The sequence below is a fragment of the Vibrio sp. 1F253 genome, from assembly GCF_041439295.1.
Lineage (GTDB): Bacteria > Pseudomonadota > Gammaproteobacteria > Enterobacterales > Vibrionaceae > Vibrio > Vibrio tasmaniensis_A.
Genome location: NZ_JBGONU010000034.1, coordinates 38,521 through 53,910, shown reverse-complemented (window position 1 = coordinate 53,910; position 15,390 = coordinate 38,521). Strand labels below are relative to the sequence as shown.

General features: G+C 45.4%; 15 protein-coding genes and 1 riboswitch. All 15 genes read right to left on the bottom strand.

All coding sequences use genetic code 11. The features are described from left to right. Nucleotides 1-88: 88 nt before the first annotated feature. Nucleotides 89-1,393, bottom strand: coding sequence for a cobyrinate a,c-diamide synthase (locus ACED28_RS16220; protein ID WP_371710252.1), 1,305 nt, complete (start codon nt 1,391-1,393; stop codon nt 89-91). A 2-nt stretch (nt 1,394-1,395) separates the two neighbouring features. Continuing rightward, complete coding sequence (locus ACED28_RS16215) at nt 1,396-2,466, bottom strand: threonine-phosphate decarboxylase (RefSeq protein ID WP_371710251.1); 1,071 nt, start codon at nt 2,464-2,466, stop codon at nt 1,396-1,398. Between the two features lie 38 nt (nt 2,467-2,504). Next, a complete protein-coding gene (gene cbiB / locus ACED28_RS16210; RefSeq protein ID WP_371710253.1) occupies nt 2,505-3,470 on the bottom strand; it encodes an adenosylcobinamide-phosphate synthase CbiB in 966 nt (321 codons plus the stop codon). Nucleotides 3,471-3,546: 76 nt separating this feature from the next. Beyond that, a complete protein-coding gene (cobM, locus tag ACED28_RS16205) occupies nt 3,547-4,359 on the bottom strand; it encodes a precorrin-4 C(11)-methyltransferase (protein WP_371710250.1) in 813 nt (270 codons plus the stop codon). A 1-nt stretch (nt 4,360) separates the two neighbouring features. Continuing rightward, nucleotides 4,361-5,200 carry a precorrin-3B C(17)-methyltransferase gene (gene cobJ / locus ACED28_RS16200; RefSeq protein ID WP_371710249.1) on the bottom strand — a complete coding sequence of 280 codons (840 nt, stop codon included), beginning with the start codon at nt 5,198-5,200 and terminating at the stop codon, nt 4,361-4,363. A 2-nt stretch (nt 5,201-5,202) separates the two neighbouring features. After that, nucleotides 5,203-6,045 carry a sirohydrochlorin cobaltochelatase gene (locus tag ACED28_RS16195; protein ID WP_371710248.1) on the bottom strand — a complete coding sequence of 281 codons (843 nt, stop codon included), beginning with the start codon at nt 6,043-6,045 and terminating at the stop codon, nt 5,203-5,205. A gap of 126 nt (nt 6,046-6,171) precedes the next feature. After that, nucleotides 6,172-7,776 (bottom strand): cobalamin biosynthesis protein, encoded by a 1,605-nt coding sequence (locus ACED28_RS16190; protein ID WP_371710247.1) that lies wholly within the window; start codon nt 7,774-7,776, stop codon nt 6,172-6,174. Beyond that, nucleotides 7,776-8,606 (bottom strand): precorrin-2 C(20)-methyltransferase, encoded by an 831-nt coding sequence (gene cobI, locus ACED28_RS16185; protein ID WP_371710246.1) that lies wholly within the window; start codon nt 8,604-8,606, stop codon nt 7,776-7,778. Before cobI ends, ACED28_RS16190 begins: the two co-directional genes overlap by 1 nt. 66 nt (nt 8,607-8,672) lie before the next feature. Continuing rightward, nucleotides 8,673-9,971 (bottom strand): precorrin-6y C5,15-methyltransferase (decarboxylating) subunit CbiE, encoded by a 1,299-nt coding sequence (gene cbiE / locus ACED28_RS16180; RefSeq protein WP_371710245.1) that lies wholly within the window; start codon nt 9,969-9,971, stop codon nt 8,673-8,675. Next, a complete protein-coding gene (locus ACED28_RS16175; RefSeq protein WP_065679480.1) occupies nt 9,968-10,627 on the bottom strand; it encodes a precorrin-8X methylmutase in 660 nt (219 codons plus the stop codon). Before ACED28_RS16175 ends, cbiE begins: the two co-directional genes overlap by 4 nt. Nucleotides 10,628-10,647: 20 nt before the next feature. Then, nucleotides 10,648-11,832: a cobalt-precorrin-5B (C(1))-methyltransferase gene (locus ACED28_RS16170; RefSeq protein ID WP_371710244.1), complete on the bottom strand. Its 1,185-nt coding sequence runs from the start codon at nt 11,830-11,832 to the stop codon at nt 10,648-10,650. A 93-nt stretch (nt 11,833-11,925) separates the two neighbouring features. Continuing rightward, a riboswitch (cobalamin riboswitch) is annotated at nt 11,926-12,056 on the bottom strand. A 9-nt stretch (nt 12,057-12,065) separates the two neighbouring features. Further along, nucleotides 12,066-12,530: a phosphoglycerate mutase family protein gene (locus ACED28_RS16165; protein ID WP_371710243.1), complete on the bottom strand. Its 465-nt coding sequence runs from the start codon at nt 12,528-12,530 to the stop codon at nt 12,066-12,068. Beyond that, nucleotides 12,520-13,545 carry an iron ABC transporter permease gene (locus ACED28_RS16160; RefSeq protein ID WP_050546540.1) on the bottom strand — a complete coding sequence of 342 codons (1,026 nt, stop codon included), beginning with the start codon at nt 13,543-13,545 and terminating at the stop codon, nt 12,520-12,522. Before ACED28_RS16160 ends, ACED28_RS16165 begins: the two co-directional genes overlap by 11 nt. Next, entirely contained in the window at nt 13,532-14,476 is a 945-nt protein-coding gene (locus ACED28_RS16155; RefSeq protein WP_371710242.1) for an ABC transporter substrate-binding protein, read from the bottom strand. Before ACED28_RS16155 ends, ACED28_RS16160 begins: the two co-directional genes overlap by 14 nt. Then, a complete protein-coding gene (locus ACED28_RS16150) occupies nt 14,473-15,231 on the bottom strand; it encodes an ABC transporter ATP-binding protein (RefSeq protein WP_371710241.1) in 759 nt (252 codons plus the stop codon). The genes ACED28_RS16155 and ACED28_RS16150 overlap by 4 nt, the downstream gene beginning before the upstream one ends. Nucleotides 15,232-15,390 lie beyond the last annotated feature (159 nt).

Below are 15,390 nucleotides of genomic sequence, written 5' to 3'. Positions count from 1 at the left end.
TAAATACCCAGCAACTCGCTGCAAAAATCAGCTCGAAAGATCAACACGCCCTATTGAAAGCGTTCAAGGCGCATTTTTTCACCCATACTTAATAAAGCGCTCCTTTGAATATTTTCGCTACCAAATCAGGGTTATACGGGAAGTACCAATGTGCATAAGAAGCGATGGTGCTTTGTTTTATCCAAACAGGATCGGTTGGCCTACCATATTGAGATTCAGGCTGAGTTAGCACGGTTTCTTTACTGTCTGTTTTTGAATAATGGAAAGTATGACCACGCAGCATTTGACCATCGAAATTAGCTTCTAGGATCCCTAGCGCGGCTAGCTTCTTCTGCATAGTCGCTTTGGCATTTAACGCTCCAACCATGTTTTCTGTTTGGCTTTCTGTATCAGTCAATGCTTTGTTGAGGTATAGCATGCCACCACATTCGGCTAGGCAAGGTTTTCCTTGTTCAATGTGTGTGATGATTTGCTGTTTTAACGCATGATTGAGCGCTAGCTTATCCATATGTAATTCAGGATAACCTCCTGGTAAATACAAAGCGTCACACACTGGTAAATCATCATGTGCAAGCGGTGAGAAAAATGACAGTTTTGCCCCCAATTCGATCAACAAATCAAGGTTGGCTTGATACAAGAAAGCAAAGCTATTATCACGAGCTACTGCAATTGTATGACCAGTCAATGATTCATGTCTGGCTGGTAGTGCTTGCTTTGGTTTTTCAAATGCTTGTGCTGTTGGTAATGGGATATCACCATGTTCTAGTAGTAGCTTGGCTGCGTGATTAAGTCGCTCCTCTATGTCATCTAACTCTTGTGCTTGTACTAAACCTAAGTGGCGTTCTGGCAGCGACAAATCCATGTCTTTTGGTAACCAACCACAAAACTCGGTTTCAGGTTTTAGGCTTTCTTTTAGCATTTCAGCGTGACGTTCAGAACCTACGCGGTTTGCAACTACACCAAATACATCCACGTCATCACGGAATGTCGATAAGCCATTTACAAGGGCTCCAAAGGTTTGTGCCATTGCGCCAGCATCTACCACGGCCAACATCGGAAGGTTAAATTTAGCCGCAATATCAGCACTTGAGCATTTGCCATCAAACATACCCATTACGCCTTCAATTAGAATCACATCCGCTTCTAGGGCTGCTTGGTAAATTAAGTGTTGGCATTCCGCTTCACCACACATCCACAAATCCAATTGGTAAGTGGGTGTATCTGATGCAATAGATAGAAATTGTGGATCAATAAAATCAGGCCCAGTTTTGAATACTCGAACTTTCTTTCCTTGTTGAACCAAAGCTCTTGCTAGAGCGGCGACCACGGTTGTTTTTCCGCTTCCAGAAGAAGGTGCGCCTACCACTAGGGCAGAACAGTAAGCTGTAGACATAATTATTCCTTGAGTTGTTCGAGTGCGCGAGTGAGCGCTTGCCATTGTGATTCGTTGGCGGGTAACCCGAAACGAAGTGCATCGTTTTCATCACAATGACGAGTAAAAACCCCTAACTTGGCAAGTTGATGGTGCCATGATGCCGAATCCGAAATTTCAACTCGGTGAAAGAGTATCTGTGATGTTATTTTTACCGAGCCCGCCATTTGGCCAAAATGTAGTTGTAAGAGTTGGTTCATACGCTGAGCCTCTTCATGTAGGCGTTGGCGGTTTTTCTTTTGCCAATTGGAGTTGAGTAAGGCATGTGTGGTGACATAGCGAGTTGGGCCACTGAGTGTCCAAGGTCCAAGGTGTTGTTTAAGAATATTTAAACGCAATGGCGAGGCAAAACAAAAGCCTGCGCGAATTCCTGCTAGTCCAAAAAATTTACCCACTGATCGCAATACAATCAGGTTATCTGGAACTCCTGTTGGGAAACTCGGTAACACTGAAAGCTCAGGAGTACAGTCTACAAACGCTTCATCAATCACGAGCGTTGAATGATCTTGGATATGATCTAGCCAAGTCAGTACTTCACTTGGTGGCACATTCAGCGCGGTTGGATTATTGGGATTAATCACTACGACCACGTCTGCCGTTTTGAGCTGTTCGATTGTCGGTTTATGTAGGTAAAAGTCGAATATGAGGGCTTGTATGCTTTGTTCTGCGTACTGCTGCCACGCATGTTGATGTTCTTTGTAACCCGTATGAGGTAATAGGATGTGCATCAATGTTGGCTGTGTCTTTGCAATCATATGAGGTAGCGATTGAATGGCTGCCTGACTGCCAGCTACGGGTAACAAGGCATCACTTTGATAGTAGGTTTGCGCTGCTGTGATTAAGCCATCATCGTCTTCTGGTAGCCGATTCCATACCGATGCAGGGATTTCAGGTATAGGGTAGTGATGCGGGCTCACTCCAGTTGAAAGGTCGACCCATTGTTCGATTGGCCTTTGATAGCGCAATGAAAACTCGATTAACTTACCACCGTGATGCGGAAGTTCGTTTGAGGTTGAGTGTTGTTTAATCGTCATTAGCGTACTTAAAGTAAAGAGTTAAAATAGACATGAAATCAAAACAAACAAAGAGTTAAAATAGAAAGTAATAGCATTACGATGACCCAAAGCACACTGGTTTTTTGAACCAAAGATATGGCTCGTGGAATATCTTCTAAAGTCGCAATATTACCTTTTCCCATCGGACGCTTTTTCACAAGTTTTCCGTGGTAATAAGTATCGCCACCTATAATGATTTGTAGTGCGCCGGCACCTGATGTCATTACGGGGCCACCGTTTGGACTCGAGCAATGTTTAGCCTGTTCTTTCCAGCATTTCAGAGCCAACTTAGTGTTGCCTAAAAGGCTGTAGCTAAGTGCGGTTAAGCGCGCAGGTGCCCAGCCCATCACATCATCGACTTTTGCTGCCACATAGCCAAATTCTAGCCAGCGTTCATTTTTGTAGCCCCACATCGCATCAAGTGTGTTCACTAATCGGAACAGTAATGCCCCTGGAGCCCCAAGCAGTGCAAACCAAAATAGAGTGCCGAAGATCGCATCGTTACCATTCTCTAATACCGACTCAATCGTCGATGACGTGATCTGGCGTTGATCCATGGTTTCAGTATTACGGCTAACGATCCAACCAACTTTCTCTCGCGCTAAATCAAGATCACCTTGGCTCAGCGGCTGGTGGATCCACTGGGCGTGCTCAAGCAGGCTACGTTGACCTATCGCGATATACAGAACCACGATATTAAATAGCCAAAAGCCTAATGTGTTCCCCATGCTTAGTAGCGTATGTTGTAGCCAAAAGCTGAGTAAGCACAATGGAACAGTCGCAGCTATCCATGCGATCAAACCTGAGAATTTAGTGGCTCGGTTTAACAGCTTCTCGATTTTCTCAACCGCATAGCCAAAACCGATCAAAGGGTGAAATCGTTTAGGCTCACCTAGTAAGTGATCAAGCATCAAAGCTGCGATCATCATTAGCGCGATCGCTAAACTTGAATAACCAAAATTTAAATCAAAAAAGATCATCATATCTGCCAAATAATGCTGCTGACTGGATAGTGAAAATGAATAAACGCATAAACCAATCAACAGCTAATGAGCGAGGTTAGTCTGCGCTCTTATCGTCTTCCAATGTTCCACTTTCAGCTACACCCTCTTCAACGACACGTGCTTTTCGGCAAGCGTGTGAGAAGGTCGGATCGTAGAGTTTAGAGTCAACAAAATCATTGTCGCCTAGCACTTTACTGACGATGATCATCGCGGTGGAGCGAATCCCTTCATCATGCATAACTTGGGCGATCGTACCCAATGTAGCACGGAATATTCGCTGTTCAGGGCGACTGGCTTTTTCAACGACAGCCACTGGCCAATCTTGCGGGTAAACATCTGATAATTCACGAACCACTTTACGAATTAATGTTGCGCTAAGAAATAAACACAGTGTTGCTTCGTGAGAGGCAAGGGCGCGTAGATTCTCTTTTTCAGGAACAGGCGTTCGACCTGATGCTCGGCTAAGAATAATGGTCTGGCACTTTTCAGGTAGCGTCAGTTCTTGGCCAAGAGCTGCGGCACTCGCTTGGAAAGAGGAGACGCCCGGAACCACTTTCCAATCAATGCCAAGTTCGTTCAAGCGACGTGTTTGTTCTGCAAGCGACGAGTAAATTGAAAGATCGCCAGTTTGAACGCGTGCAACGTTTTGACCTTTTTCGTGTGCGGTTAGGTACACATTGGTTAGATCATCAAGATCCATGTCAGCGGAGTTATAGACCAGTGCATCAGGGTGAGCGCGATCGATGACGGCTTTTGGCACTAAACTGCCTGCGTAAACAATCACAGGGCACTCTTCAACTAAGCGTGCGCCTTTCACTGTGATTAAATCTGGGTCACCCGGCCCTGCGCCGATAAAAAATACCGTCATACTAGTTTGCCTCTTCCGTCACTGATTCTGGTTTAGGTTCAACTTTTAATGAATGGCCACGTTTTTGACCTTCTAGTACCTTGCCGTCTTTCAGTTGATATTTATTGGTGTAGCCACGCGGTGTTACGATCCAATTACCAAATCGGTAGCTGTTGCTGTTACCTATCACGACCGCGGCGTTCATACCAAATTCCACTTTGGTAAATTCAGCCAGTGTTGTCAGTGTGACTTTTTGCTCATCACGATACGCAGCATTCACGATAGCAACGGGAGTATTTGGGTCACGATGTTCCAAAAGGATTTCACGTGCAGTTTCAATGTGCTGAGTTCGCTTTTTAGAGCGAGGGTTGTAGAAGGTAATTGCAAAATCAGCCATTGCCGCGGCTTCAATCCGCTTGGTAATCACTTCCCAAGGCGTTAATAAATCAGACAGCGAAATGGTACAACTATCGTGGCCAAGAGGTGCACCAACTAAAGAAGCACAGGCGTTAGCCGCGGTGATGCCCGGAATAATATCCAGTTCAACTTGTGCGTTTAATTCTGCGTTTTGCTCCAATAATTCAAGCACTAAAGGCGCCATCGCGTACATGCCAGAATCCCCAGAACATACCAATACGACTTCTCGACCTTTTGCTGCTTCTTCTACTGCGGCTTGAGCGCGGTCCCATTCGCGAGTCATACCACTTTGAATGACTTCTTGAGTGTCGATTAGTGTGCTGATTGATTCTACATACGGCTTGTAGCCTGCAACGACATCTGCATTCTTTACGGCTTGTTGCGCTGCGGGGGTTACTAGATCAATAGCGCCAGGCCCTAAGCCTACCAGTGTTAGTTTTGCCATGATTATTTATCTTCCTCTGGTGCACCTAAACGAATTAAGCCTTCTTTAATTTGCTTATCGATAATCTGTAACAGTTCTGGCATATCGAGCATGCAGAACTTGTCACCTTGGATTGGCTCTGCCACTTGAACGTCAGCGTCTTCTGCCAGCATCTCTTTAATTTCTTTAAGATCGTTGATGAAGTGGTTACCCGATACAAGCAGTAGTGGAACTAGATTAAGAAGCGGTCGGCCTTGGCCTGTATGTTGCTCTTTAATACGGCGAACCATTTCATCTTTCACTAACTTAAATGGCCATGCGCCTTCGAGCGAGCAAGTGAAGTTGCGTTGCGATAATTTGCCGAGTAGATCATCACAGTAATGGATCGATTGGTGGCCCGGGTTATCTAACATAGGCGCTCCGTGGTGAACAAACACGTTGAAATGATCTTGTGGAGCAAAACGATCATGGAGAGCCGAAAGCAAATTGGTCGTTAATTGGCTGTGATGCATGATCGCTGGTGTTTGTTCAATGCGCGCCAATGAGAATTGCTTGAAGCCATCAACTATTGATGTCATGTAGCGATGTTCATCGGTAGGGAATAGGTACACTGAAACGATCAAAATACGTTCGTAACCTTGTGTGTCTAGATCCGCCAATACCTGAGGTAGGCTGAAACATGGTGTGTCTTTACGAGCCAGCTTCTTGATCACCATCTTTGAGCTGGTGGCGATACGCACTGGCACATCTGGGTAACTTTGACGTACGCGATCTGCGAGAGTTTCATAACGTTGTTGTTCTACAACGCTACCAAAGCAGCTCAGTACAATGGCTGTGCCTTGGTTGTAATGACGAAGTCGTTTCATAATTGTCGCTGTCCTTATCAAATCTATATCACAAGATAAACGGGCTATCTCATGTTGGTAATGAGGTTAAAGTGAGCTTTGAAACATCATGTTCATAGCTTGCAAAGTATTTGGCCTACTATGTTCCTAAAGCTCAGTAGTGCCGTCTGCATTTTCAATTGGTGCGATAAACTTAGGATCTAAATAAGCTTTTAATGATTTTCGCTCGACTAGATTTGTGAACAAATCTTTCCAGTCTTGCTCGGTAAATTCTTCGATACCTCGAATCCAAAGCCCGTTGTTAACAGGTGTTTCATGTTCTAGTAAACGTTCGTAAATCACCATTGCGGCGCGGTTTCTGCAGGTGCCCGCACAGTGTGTACGGCTTATCTTGATGCGCTGTTCACCGTCGGAAAAATTGAGCGCTTTAAGTACCTGTCTAAGATCGTGTGCAAGGTTTTTACTGCCTTCTTTCGCGCAGCGGCCACCTTCACATAGCAATACGTGATGGCGGTGGTAGAGCATCGGGCGGTTTAAATCGACATGCTTAGGCTTACACTGAAAACCATCTACCACTTCATTACCGTGAAGGTTGATTTTGACGTTTTCATCTAGCCAGTTTTTCCACTTCTTCTTGGCGAGGGGTTCATCGTATTCGATGCGAGTACAAGACAAAGTCATGTTGAAACCGTCTTGTTTGAACTTCCACTTAGGTACCAATAGTTGATCTCGCTGACCGTGCTTTAGCGCGGCCGCTTCAGAAACCGATGATACCCCCGTGATTTTTTTTACGTATTCTGATGGGTTTTCAATCCCTTCAACGCCGTCGAGTTGCTCGGCTGAATAAGTGTGGAAAGGAATTTGGCTTTCAGACGAGAGTTCTAAAATACCTTTTTCATCTGCTTTTAAAGCGATACTGGCGAAAGCTGAAACACTGGCTTTTGCTAGGTTATATTCAGTCAGGAAAACATCGATACCTGCTTTCAATACATGGAAAGGAGTATTGCGGTCACAACCTATTCCAAGCACAAGCGATTTTGGTCGCCACAGTACGGTTTTATTTTTTAAGTCGGCGTAACCTTTTGGTTGTGCTTCATCTGAAATGAGAACTAAACCATCCCAATCATCAGTACTGATTTGAGAAAGGTCTGTATCGCTTAGTGCTGGGTGGGTAATGATGTGTCTTGGCATGGAACGTTTGTTCTGCCACCAGTTCTGTTCGCCAGCGTGCTGCACTATTAGAATGCGTTTTTCATTTACAACTGCTGCGCTGGTGGCGGTGAGCGCGGGTTCGCATTGTGGATCAAGCGTCCAACCAAATGGCGATCCGAGCATATCCACCGACAAACTGCCGGCAGCGTCAGAAGCGGTGGTGATTACAGGAGTCGCGTTGAGTGCTTGTGATACTTGTAACGCGATCCCATTTGCGCCACCGCGATGTCCAGATAACATAGGGATCACGAATTGGCCGTGATCGTCAATGCAGATCACGCCGGGGTCGGTGCGTTTGTCTTCTAGCAAAGGGCCGATCATTCGGCTGACAATGCCCGCAGCAAAAAAGCAGATATGGTGATCATATTGCTTAAATTGAGGAGGAAGAAAACCAGAAAGCGGCAGGGTTAACTCATCGGCTTCTGGGTATTCTTCTTGTCCAACTGGTGCAATAAAGACATCAGCAAACGGAAACGTTTTAGCTAAGCGTTTGGCTTGCCTTGCTCCGTGTAGCGTGATGGCATAAATGGCTATTTTCATTACGCTTTACCGCTATTAGTTTTATCGATATCAGCGTTACCACTATCAGCTTCACCACCATCAAGTACGGCACACTTCTTTGATTCATTAGTACCACGTAGTACGCCACGACGAGCGCGAACAGAAAGCTGAACCATAGAGAAATAACGGTTTTCATTCGGTACATCACGTAGGTCAGAGTAAAGTTCTTGTTTCTCTGTGGTGGCATGCGACACGTAGGTTGCACAATCCAACATATTCATCGACTCAAGTTGAGTGATCAGCTTAGGGATAACGCGACCTGCTTTGATTAGCATGATGGTGTCAAAATCTTCGACTAGCTTTTCTAAACACTCGATACCCCATGTCGCAGGTACAACACAAAAACGCTCCTGACCGTCAGCAAGTGGAATTTTTGTTTGTGATGGAATAGCGGTAACTGAAGTGATACCCGGAATGATCACCGGATCAAGTTCAGGAAGTAGCTCTGTCAGTTCTTCTTGGATGTATGCCCATGTGCTGTAAACCGATGGATCACCTTCGGTTGCAAATGCCACGTCTTTACCTTGCTTTAATAGTTCAACAATTGTGACGGCGGCTTTACGCCATGCAGGAACGTTGATGCTTGGGTCACGCGTCATTGGGAAGTGCAAAAATAGGTATTCGCCTTTCATGCTTTCAGGGCTAACAGAACCCGCGGCAATTTGTTGAGCAAAAGAGTGGTTACTGCCCGCGTCCTTTTCTGGAAACGCGACAATGTCGACGGTGCTGAGTAGTCGGTGAGCTTTAAGTGTTAATAATTCTGGGTCTCCAGTGCCGACACCAATCGCGTACATAGTTCCTAATTTCATCTGTGCTTTCTCTAATTATGTTTTTATTTAATATGTTGAGTGGCGCTTAATTAAAAAATTAAGCGCTTATTTCTGAATAAACGGCTTGGTAAAAATAAATAAGTGAATCGGATTTTCTGATTGATAACGGGTGTAGTGAGCGAGTGGTACGCCTGTTGATATAGAGACCAGTTGAACCTGTGTCGGAGCATCGCTGTCTTTACTCCATTGATGAAGTTCGCAAACTGAATCGACAGTCACTGCAGAACCGATCACGACGCCTCCCGGTTTTATTGCTGACCAACAGAAATCTAAAATGCTGTGCATGTTGCCGCGGCTTCCACCAATAAAAATACTGTCTGGCTGAGGCAAGGTGTCGAGCTGTATTGGGGCTTTATCTCGAATCAGTTGTACGTTGTCGGTACCGTGCGCTCTAAAGTTAGCCTCGACCGACTCATAACATTCTTGGTTTGATTCAATGGTGAAGACTTGTCCTTGATAACACTGCTTAGCGGCTTCTATCGCAATAGAACCTGAGCCTGTACCTATATCCCACACCACAGATCTTGGTTGAATACGCATACTCGTTAACGCTAAGTGACGAACGGGCTGTTTGGTAATTAAGCCGCGTTTAGGCATGCGCTTCATGAAGTCATCATCGTTGGCGTATTGGCCCAATTCACCCCACGCATGAGGTAGCGTTCGGTGCAGTACCATTACATTGAGCGTAGAGAAGTCGTCGGAACTTTTTAGTGCGAGGTCTTCGAGAGTCCGCTGGCTTATCTTTTCGTCGGTGCCACCTAAGTTCTCACATACCCAAGCTGTCCAACCTTGTTGATTAAATTCGACTAAGTGTTTCGCAATACGAGCTGGGTTGTTTTGAACATCGGTTAGCAAGCAGTAGCTAGTTCCCCATTGCATTTGGCTTGCGATACCTTTAATGCCATCGTAATGCTGCTTTCTTCCATGTAGTGAAATTGCTTTGGTTTCTTGCCATGCAATGCCGACTCGGCTGCAAGCGAGTTGCATTGAACAAGGGGAGGGAATAAAGCGTACTTCATCATTAGGCAGTTTTTTTAACAACGATTCGCCGATGCCAAAGAACAATGGGTCGCCAGAAGCTAATACGACGACGCCGCCTTCCTCGCATTCATCAAGCAACTTAGCGAACCAAGATTGATAGCCTTCTTGCATCGATAAGCGTTGACCTTTGAATTGGGGGAACCAATCCAATAGTCGGTCGTTACCTGCAACAACGCGTGCAGACTCAACTGCATTAACAGCTCGACTGGTTAGGCTTAAACAGCCATCTTCGGGTACTCCGACTACCGTGATAGCCGATTGATAGCAATCGATAAGCTGAGAGTGAGTACTTACATTATTCATTTTACTGACTCAGCAAGTAGGGCGTGAATAGTCGATACCACTAACGGGCTGCCACCTTTACGGCCTAGGCTGGCAATGTAAGGCACTGTGTTTTGTTCGGTTAATGCTTGCTTCGATTCATCTGCTTTTACGAAACCAACAGGAATGCCGATGATCAGTGCGGGTTTTGCTTCGCCTGCTTCTATCATGCGCAATAGCTCAAGTAATGCGGTAGGCGCATTGCCTACACCTATGATAGAGCCGTCGAGTAGGCCGTTATCGCGGGCATAACGTATTGAGTGGATAGCACGTGTTTCTCCTGTCTCTTTGGCCGTGCTAATGACGTCTGGATGACTAATGAAGCACTGTGCTTTATTGCCGTAAGCGTTGAGGCGAGTTTGGTTTAAACCTGTCACGATCATGCTGACATCGGTAATGATGTTGGCACCGTTTTTTAAAGCGGTAATGGCAGACTCAATCGCGTTGTCGCTGAATTGATATAATTTAGCGTATTCAAAATCACCCGTAGTATGAATGGCACGACGAACCACATTCCATTCACCTTGATTGAAGTTATGTCCCCCATGGAGAGTTTCTATTTCTTCATCGATGATAGAGAAAGAGTCACTTTCAATTTGACGGCCTTGCTTGGTCATTTGACGCATATCGTTAGTCATGGAGTTTTCCTTGTTCATGCTTATTCATCATGAAAGTGAGTGTTGGTATCACTTCCTTTTGAGCAGAGATGTTCTGCTAATAGATCGCCGTTAAAATCGATCAATTTGAATTCAATGCTGACGTGATGTTTGACATACACAGCAGCGTGCTCTGCAGCTTGTTTGCAGAGCAAGGTAAGAAAGTCGTAATTGGGAATCTCTTGGCCCGGTTGGGCTTCTTTCCATGTATCGAGTACGTGGCGGCCTGTGTTGGCTTGGCTAACAGCTTCGGCAAACTCACTCGATGCACCCGATTGAATGGCGAGGTCGGCCAGCAATGAAAAGTCGATAGCTTTACCGGATACGTGAGTCATCATGTGCCCAGCGACCATCTTGCCTAGTTTGCCTATCATGGCGACGACGGTGATTTTGCTCACTTGATAACGTTTTGCTGCGCGCAGTCCGACCCCAACAAAATCACCCGCTTGGATAAAACACATCGAGTCATAACTTGGTAGCATGGCCATCGCTGACTTTTCGGTTCGAGATCCTGTCGTGAGAACCAAGTGGTTTTGGCCATTTTGTTTCGCTATTTGTACCGATTGACGCACTGATGCTGAAAACGCTGAAGTGGAGTAGGGTTTTACCGTTCCGCGTGTCCCGAGAATGGAAATACCACCGATTAAACCGAGTCTTGGCCCAATGGTTTCCTTGGCTCGCTCTTCTCCATCTGGGACGCAAATTTCCAGTGATATACCGACGTGTTTTTTCTGTTGACTGGTCGCTTGGTTCCATTCCAAAGTCACCATATCGAGAATGTTTTTTCGAGGAACGGGATTAATCGCCGCCTGACCGACGGGAAGTTCTAATCCGGGTAGAGTCACACGAGCTACGCCAACACCCCCATCGATGTGAAAACCGGGCTCTGAATGCCAGCGGGCAATACTCTGAATATGGGCTTCGTGGGTACAATCAGGATCGTCCCCTGCATCTTTAACAATGCTGGCGGTCACCGCATCGTTGGATGTTTGGATAAACGTGACCTTAAACGTAGCGGGCTCACCATTAGGTAGAGTGATGGAGATATAGTCAGGCTTTTGTCCGGTTAATAGTGTTTGAACTGCCGCTCTGCTTGCTGCAGCTGCGCACGCTCCGGTGGTAAACCCACTGCGGAGATCGGACTTATTTTTGGATCGTTTAACTTTTGTGACCACAGTATTCTTCATCTACGTTTTAGGTATTGACGAATACAGAGCGTTCCCTTGTTAGACAAGGTATGGATGGTGTTGAGTTTTCCCGCTCGATATTCATGTGTGTCCAGGTATTCTGACTTACGATGTTGAGGTTCTCATTGCGCTTTACTCCTTCCCAAGTCGTGTGACTCAGTGGCTTGTAAAGGGCTCATCGCTTACAGCTGCGGGTACAGTTCAGGAGTTACACCTGATTCCCTGATGTGACGTTATACTTCGATATCTATCCTGAGGATTTCTCCGTTGTTTGGTGTTTCTATTATTTGCTGTGGTGTCCCTAAACTGGCTAATGTTTTTATCCAGTCACCATGTCCGAGCAGCAAAATTGGGTTCTCATTGTTGTGGTGACGAGAAACTCGTTGGATCCACTGAATCGCCATTGTTCTTCGTTGCTGTTCTGAATCGAACTCACTGAGCTCCATTTGAGAAATGACGGGCACTTTCAGGTAGCGTGCGATGGTTTTAGCACTGGAAATAGCACGGCCTAATTGACTGGTGTAAATAGCATTGAGGGTCAATGATTTTTGAGTTGCAAGATAACGACCGACGTTATGCATCTGTCGTTTGCCTTTCATTGTCAGAGGGCTATCCAGTTGATTCTGTGCTTTGCCTATTCGATTCCATTCGGTTTCGCCATGACGAATCGCAATGATGGTGAAGCGTTCAGCTTTCATTACTTTTCTCCATCAAAATGGAAACAATGAATAGTGCGCCAAACGCGGTGGTGACAACACCAAGAGGCAGTTCTTGAGGAGCAACTAAGGTTCTCGCCAAAATATCACTTAATAGCATAAGCAAAGCCCCAATCAGCCCTGAAGTGATGAGTAACTTTTTGTGTAATGGGCCGATGATTTTCTTCGCGATATGAGGAACCATCAAGCCAATAAATCCGACAACTCCGATGATAGAAACAAAACATGCAGTTGCAAAAGCGCAGACAATAAAGACACCGCTTTGCAGGCGTTTTGTGTCTACGCCCATGGTTTGTGCTACGTCGTCTCCTGCAAGTAAACAATCTAACTGGCGATGTTTTAATATACCTAGAGCTATCAAGGCGATAAGTCCAGCAAGCACAATTAGCACATTGTCCCAGCGTGCGTTTCCTAGGCCTCCTAGCGACCAAAATAGGATCGAATGGGCTGCTCGTTGATCGCCGTGGAAGACTAAAAAATTGGTCAAAGCTGTAAATAAGAATGAAATAGCCAGCCCGGCTAAAACAATTTGAGAAGACGCTTGCCCATCTACTTTTCTAACTAGAAATAGCACTGCCGAAGCCGAGATTATTCCACCGATAAAAGCGGCGAGTGGAAGTGTCCAAATGCCGATAGCGCTGCCGATGACTGTAATCACAAAGACTGCTCCAGTTGCGGCACCGGATGACAATCCAAAAATGAAAGGGTCGGCAAGATCGTTTTTTGTCACGGTTTGTAATAACGCCCCAACAATACCTAACCCAGCACCGCAAATAATAGCGATGATTGTTCTAGGTAAGCGCAGGTGCAGTACGACTTGATCTATCGGAGAGTCGATCTGTTGACTCATCGCCGCTGAAAAAATCGTAGCGACTTGTGCAAAAGATAGCTGAACGCTGCCTAAACTCAGAGAAAACATCGCTAAGAGGGCAAAAACAGAACTGAATACGCAGGTGTTCAGTGCGGTTCGGTTCAGGTTAGTACTAAGACTTGTCATGGATTTCTTGGATGCGCTGTGCCAATTTTTCAATTGCAGCTATGTTTGCTGGCCCGGGAGTAATTTCCTCATAACGCAGAGGAAGATATTGGGTGGTCTTTACCGCTGTGGTCAGCTTCATCGCTGGGTGCTGTTCCAAAAAGGCTTGCATGCCTTTAGCGCCTGTCCCATTTTGATAATCGAGAAGAATAATGACATCAGGGTTATGCATCGCAACTGACTCCCATGATGTGGTTCCCCAGCTGATATCCAGATCTTTCATTACATTGGCGCCACCTGCCGCTTCTATCATGGCGCTCACTGTCGCGTACTTTCCTGCTGTGAATGGTTTCTCTTCCCCTGAATCATACAGAAAGACTTTAAGAGGGGTTTGATTCTGGGTTTGCTGTTGAATCAATATTAATTGCTCTCTCCAAGTGGAGATAAGAGTTTGAGCTCTGTCTTGCTGACCGAATAAAGTCGCAAGGCGTGTCACGTCATCAAACATCTGTTCCATGTTAGCTGGCTGCTTATCTTTACGGATATGGCTGCAACTCTCATTAAGAATCAGAGTATTGATACCAAACTCTCTCAGAGAATCAGGCGTGACTGAGCCGCCCAACCGCATACCGTAATTCCATCCTGCAAAGAAAACATCAGGGTTGGCACTAACTAACACCTCTAAAGAAGGATATTTCGGTGCGAGCTCCGGAATTCTGCCCTGGAGGCGATTAAATTCAGGGGTCGTTTTGTAGTACCCGCTAATACCGGTCACTCCGATCATATTCTCTTCAAGCCCGAGAGAAAATGCCATCTCAGACATATTGATATCGTGAGTGATTAAGGTTTTCGGCGCTTTATCTAAGGTAAGTGTAGAGTCGCAGTTTTCTACCGTAATTTGGGCTTGTGCGGACACGGTAAGTAATAAAGTTAATGCTGATAGTTTTTTCATGAAAGCTCCTGTCCTTGGTCGAGTTCAATGTCGAAAAATTTACTTGTTTTCTGTGTGCGCTTATTGGTCGTGCTGATTAAATCGACTTCAAAGATCGGCTTAAGTTGATTGTGAGTCAGTAGTTCTTCTACCTTTCCTTTCGCGACTACCTGGCCGTGTTCCAAAATCGCAATGTGCGTCGCGAACTTGGCCGCAAGGGAAATATCATGCAGTGAGCAAATCAGTGTTTTACCTTGCTCTTTCAATAGTGATAAAACTTCCCCTTGAGCACATGGATCTAGATGGTTTAGAGGCTCATCCAACACCAGGAATTCGGCGTTCTGACATAAAAATCGTGCAATATGCGCTCGCTGCTTCTGGCCGCCTGAGAGCTGTCCCATTCTTCGTTCGAGGAAAGTATCGATCTTTAGTGCTTTACTTATTTGGTCAAGTGAAAAGCTAGAAGTGGCTTGATTGGAAGCAGTTAGTTGAATGTACTCTCTTAGTGTTAAACGACCATCCACTTGACTGTGTTGTGGAAGGTAACTGATTTGTTTTGCTCTTTGCTGGCAAGTTAACTTACGTAGCGGCAATTGGTTTATGAGGACTTCGCCTTTGAAGGGAAGCAAATTAACCAGTGCCTTCAATAACGTGGTTTTTCCGGAACCATTGCGTCCAATGACAACCCAGCGCTCACCTTGAGTAATTTTCAGATCGAGTGGGTGCAGTCGTTGAGTGTTTTGTTGTTGAACTGAAAGTTTGTGGCAAAGAAGCATGAGTTACTGAGAATGGTTTGTTTTTAACAAGTGCTATTACATTAAAATTTAAACGTTTGCGTAACATTGATCTCAGCACGTAAAATCCCCACTATTATCAAAATAATCTATAAGTTAACGCTTGTGCTACGTGAAAGGGTTAGGATTGATTAGTGAAAG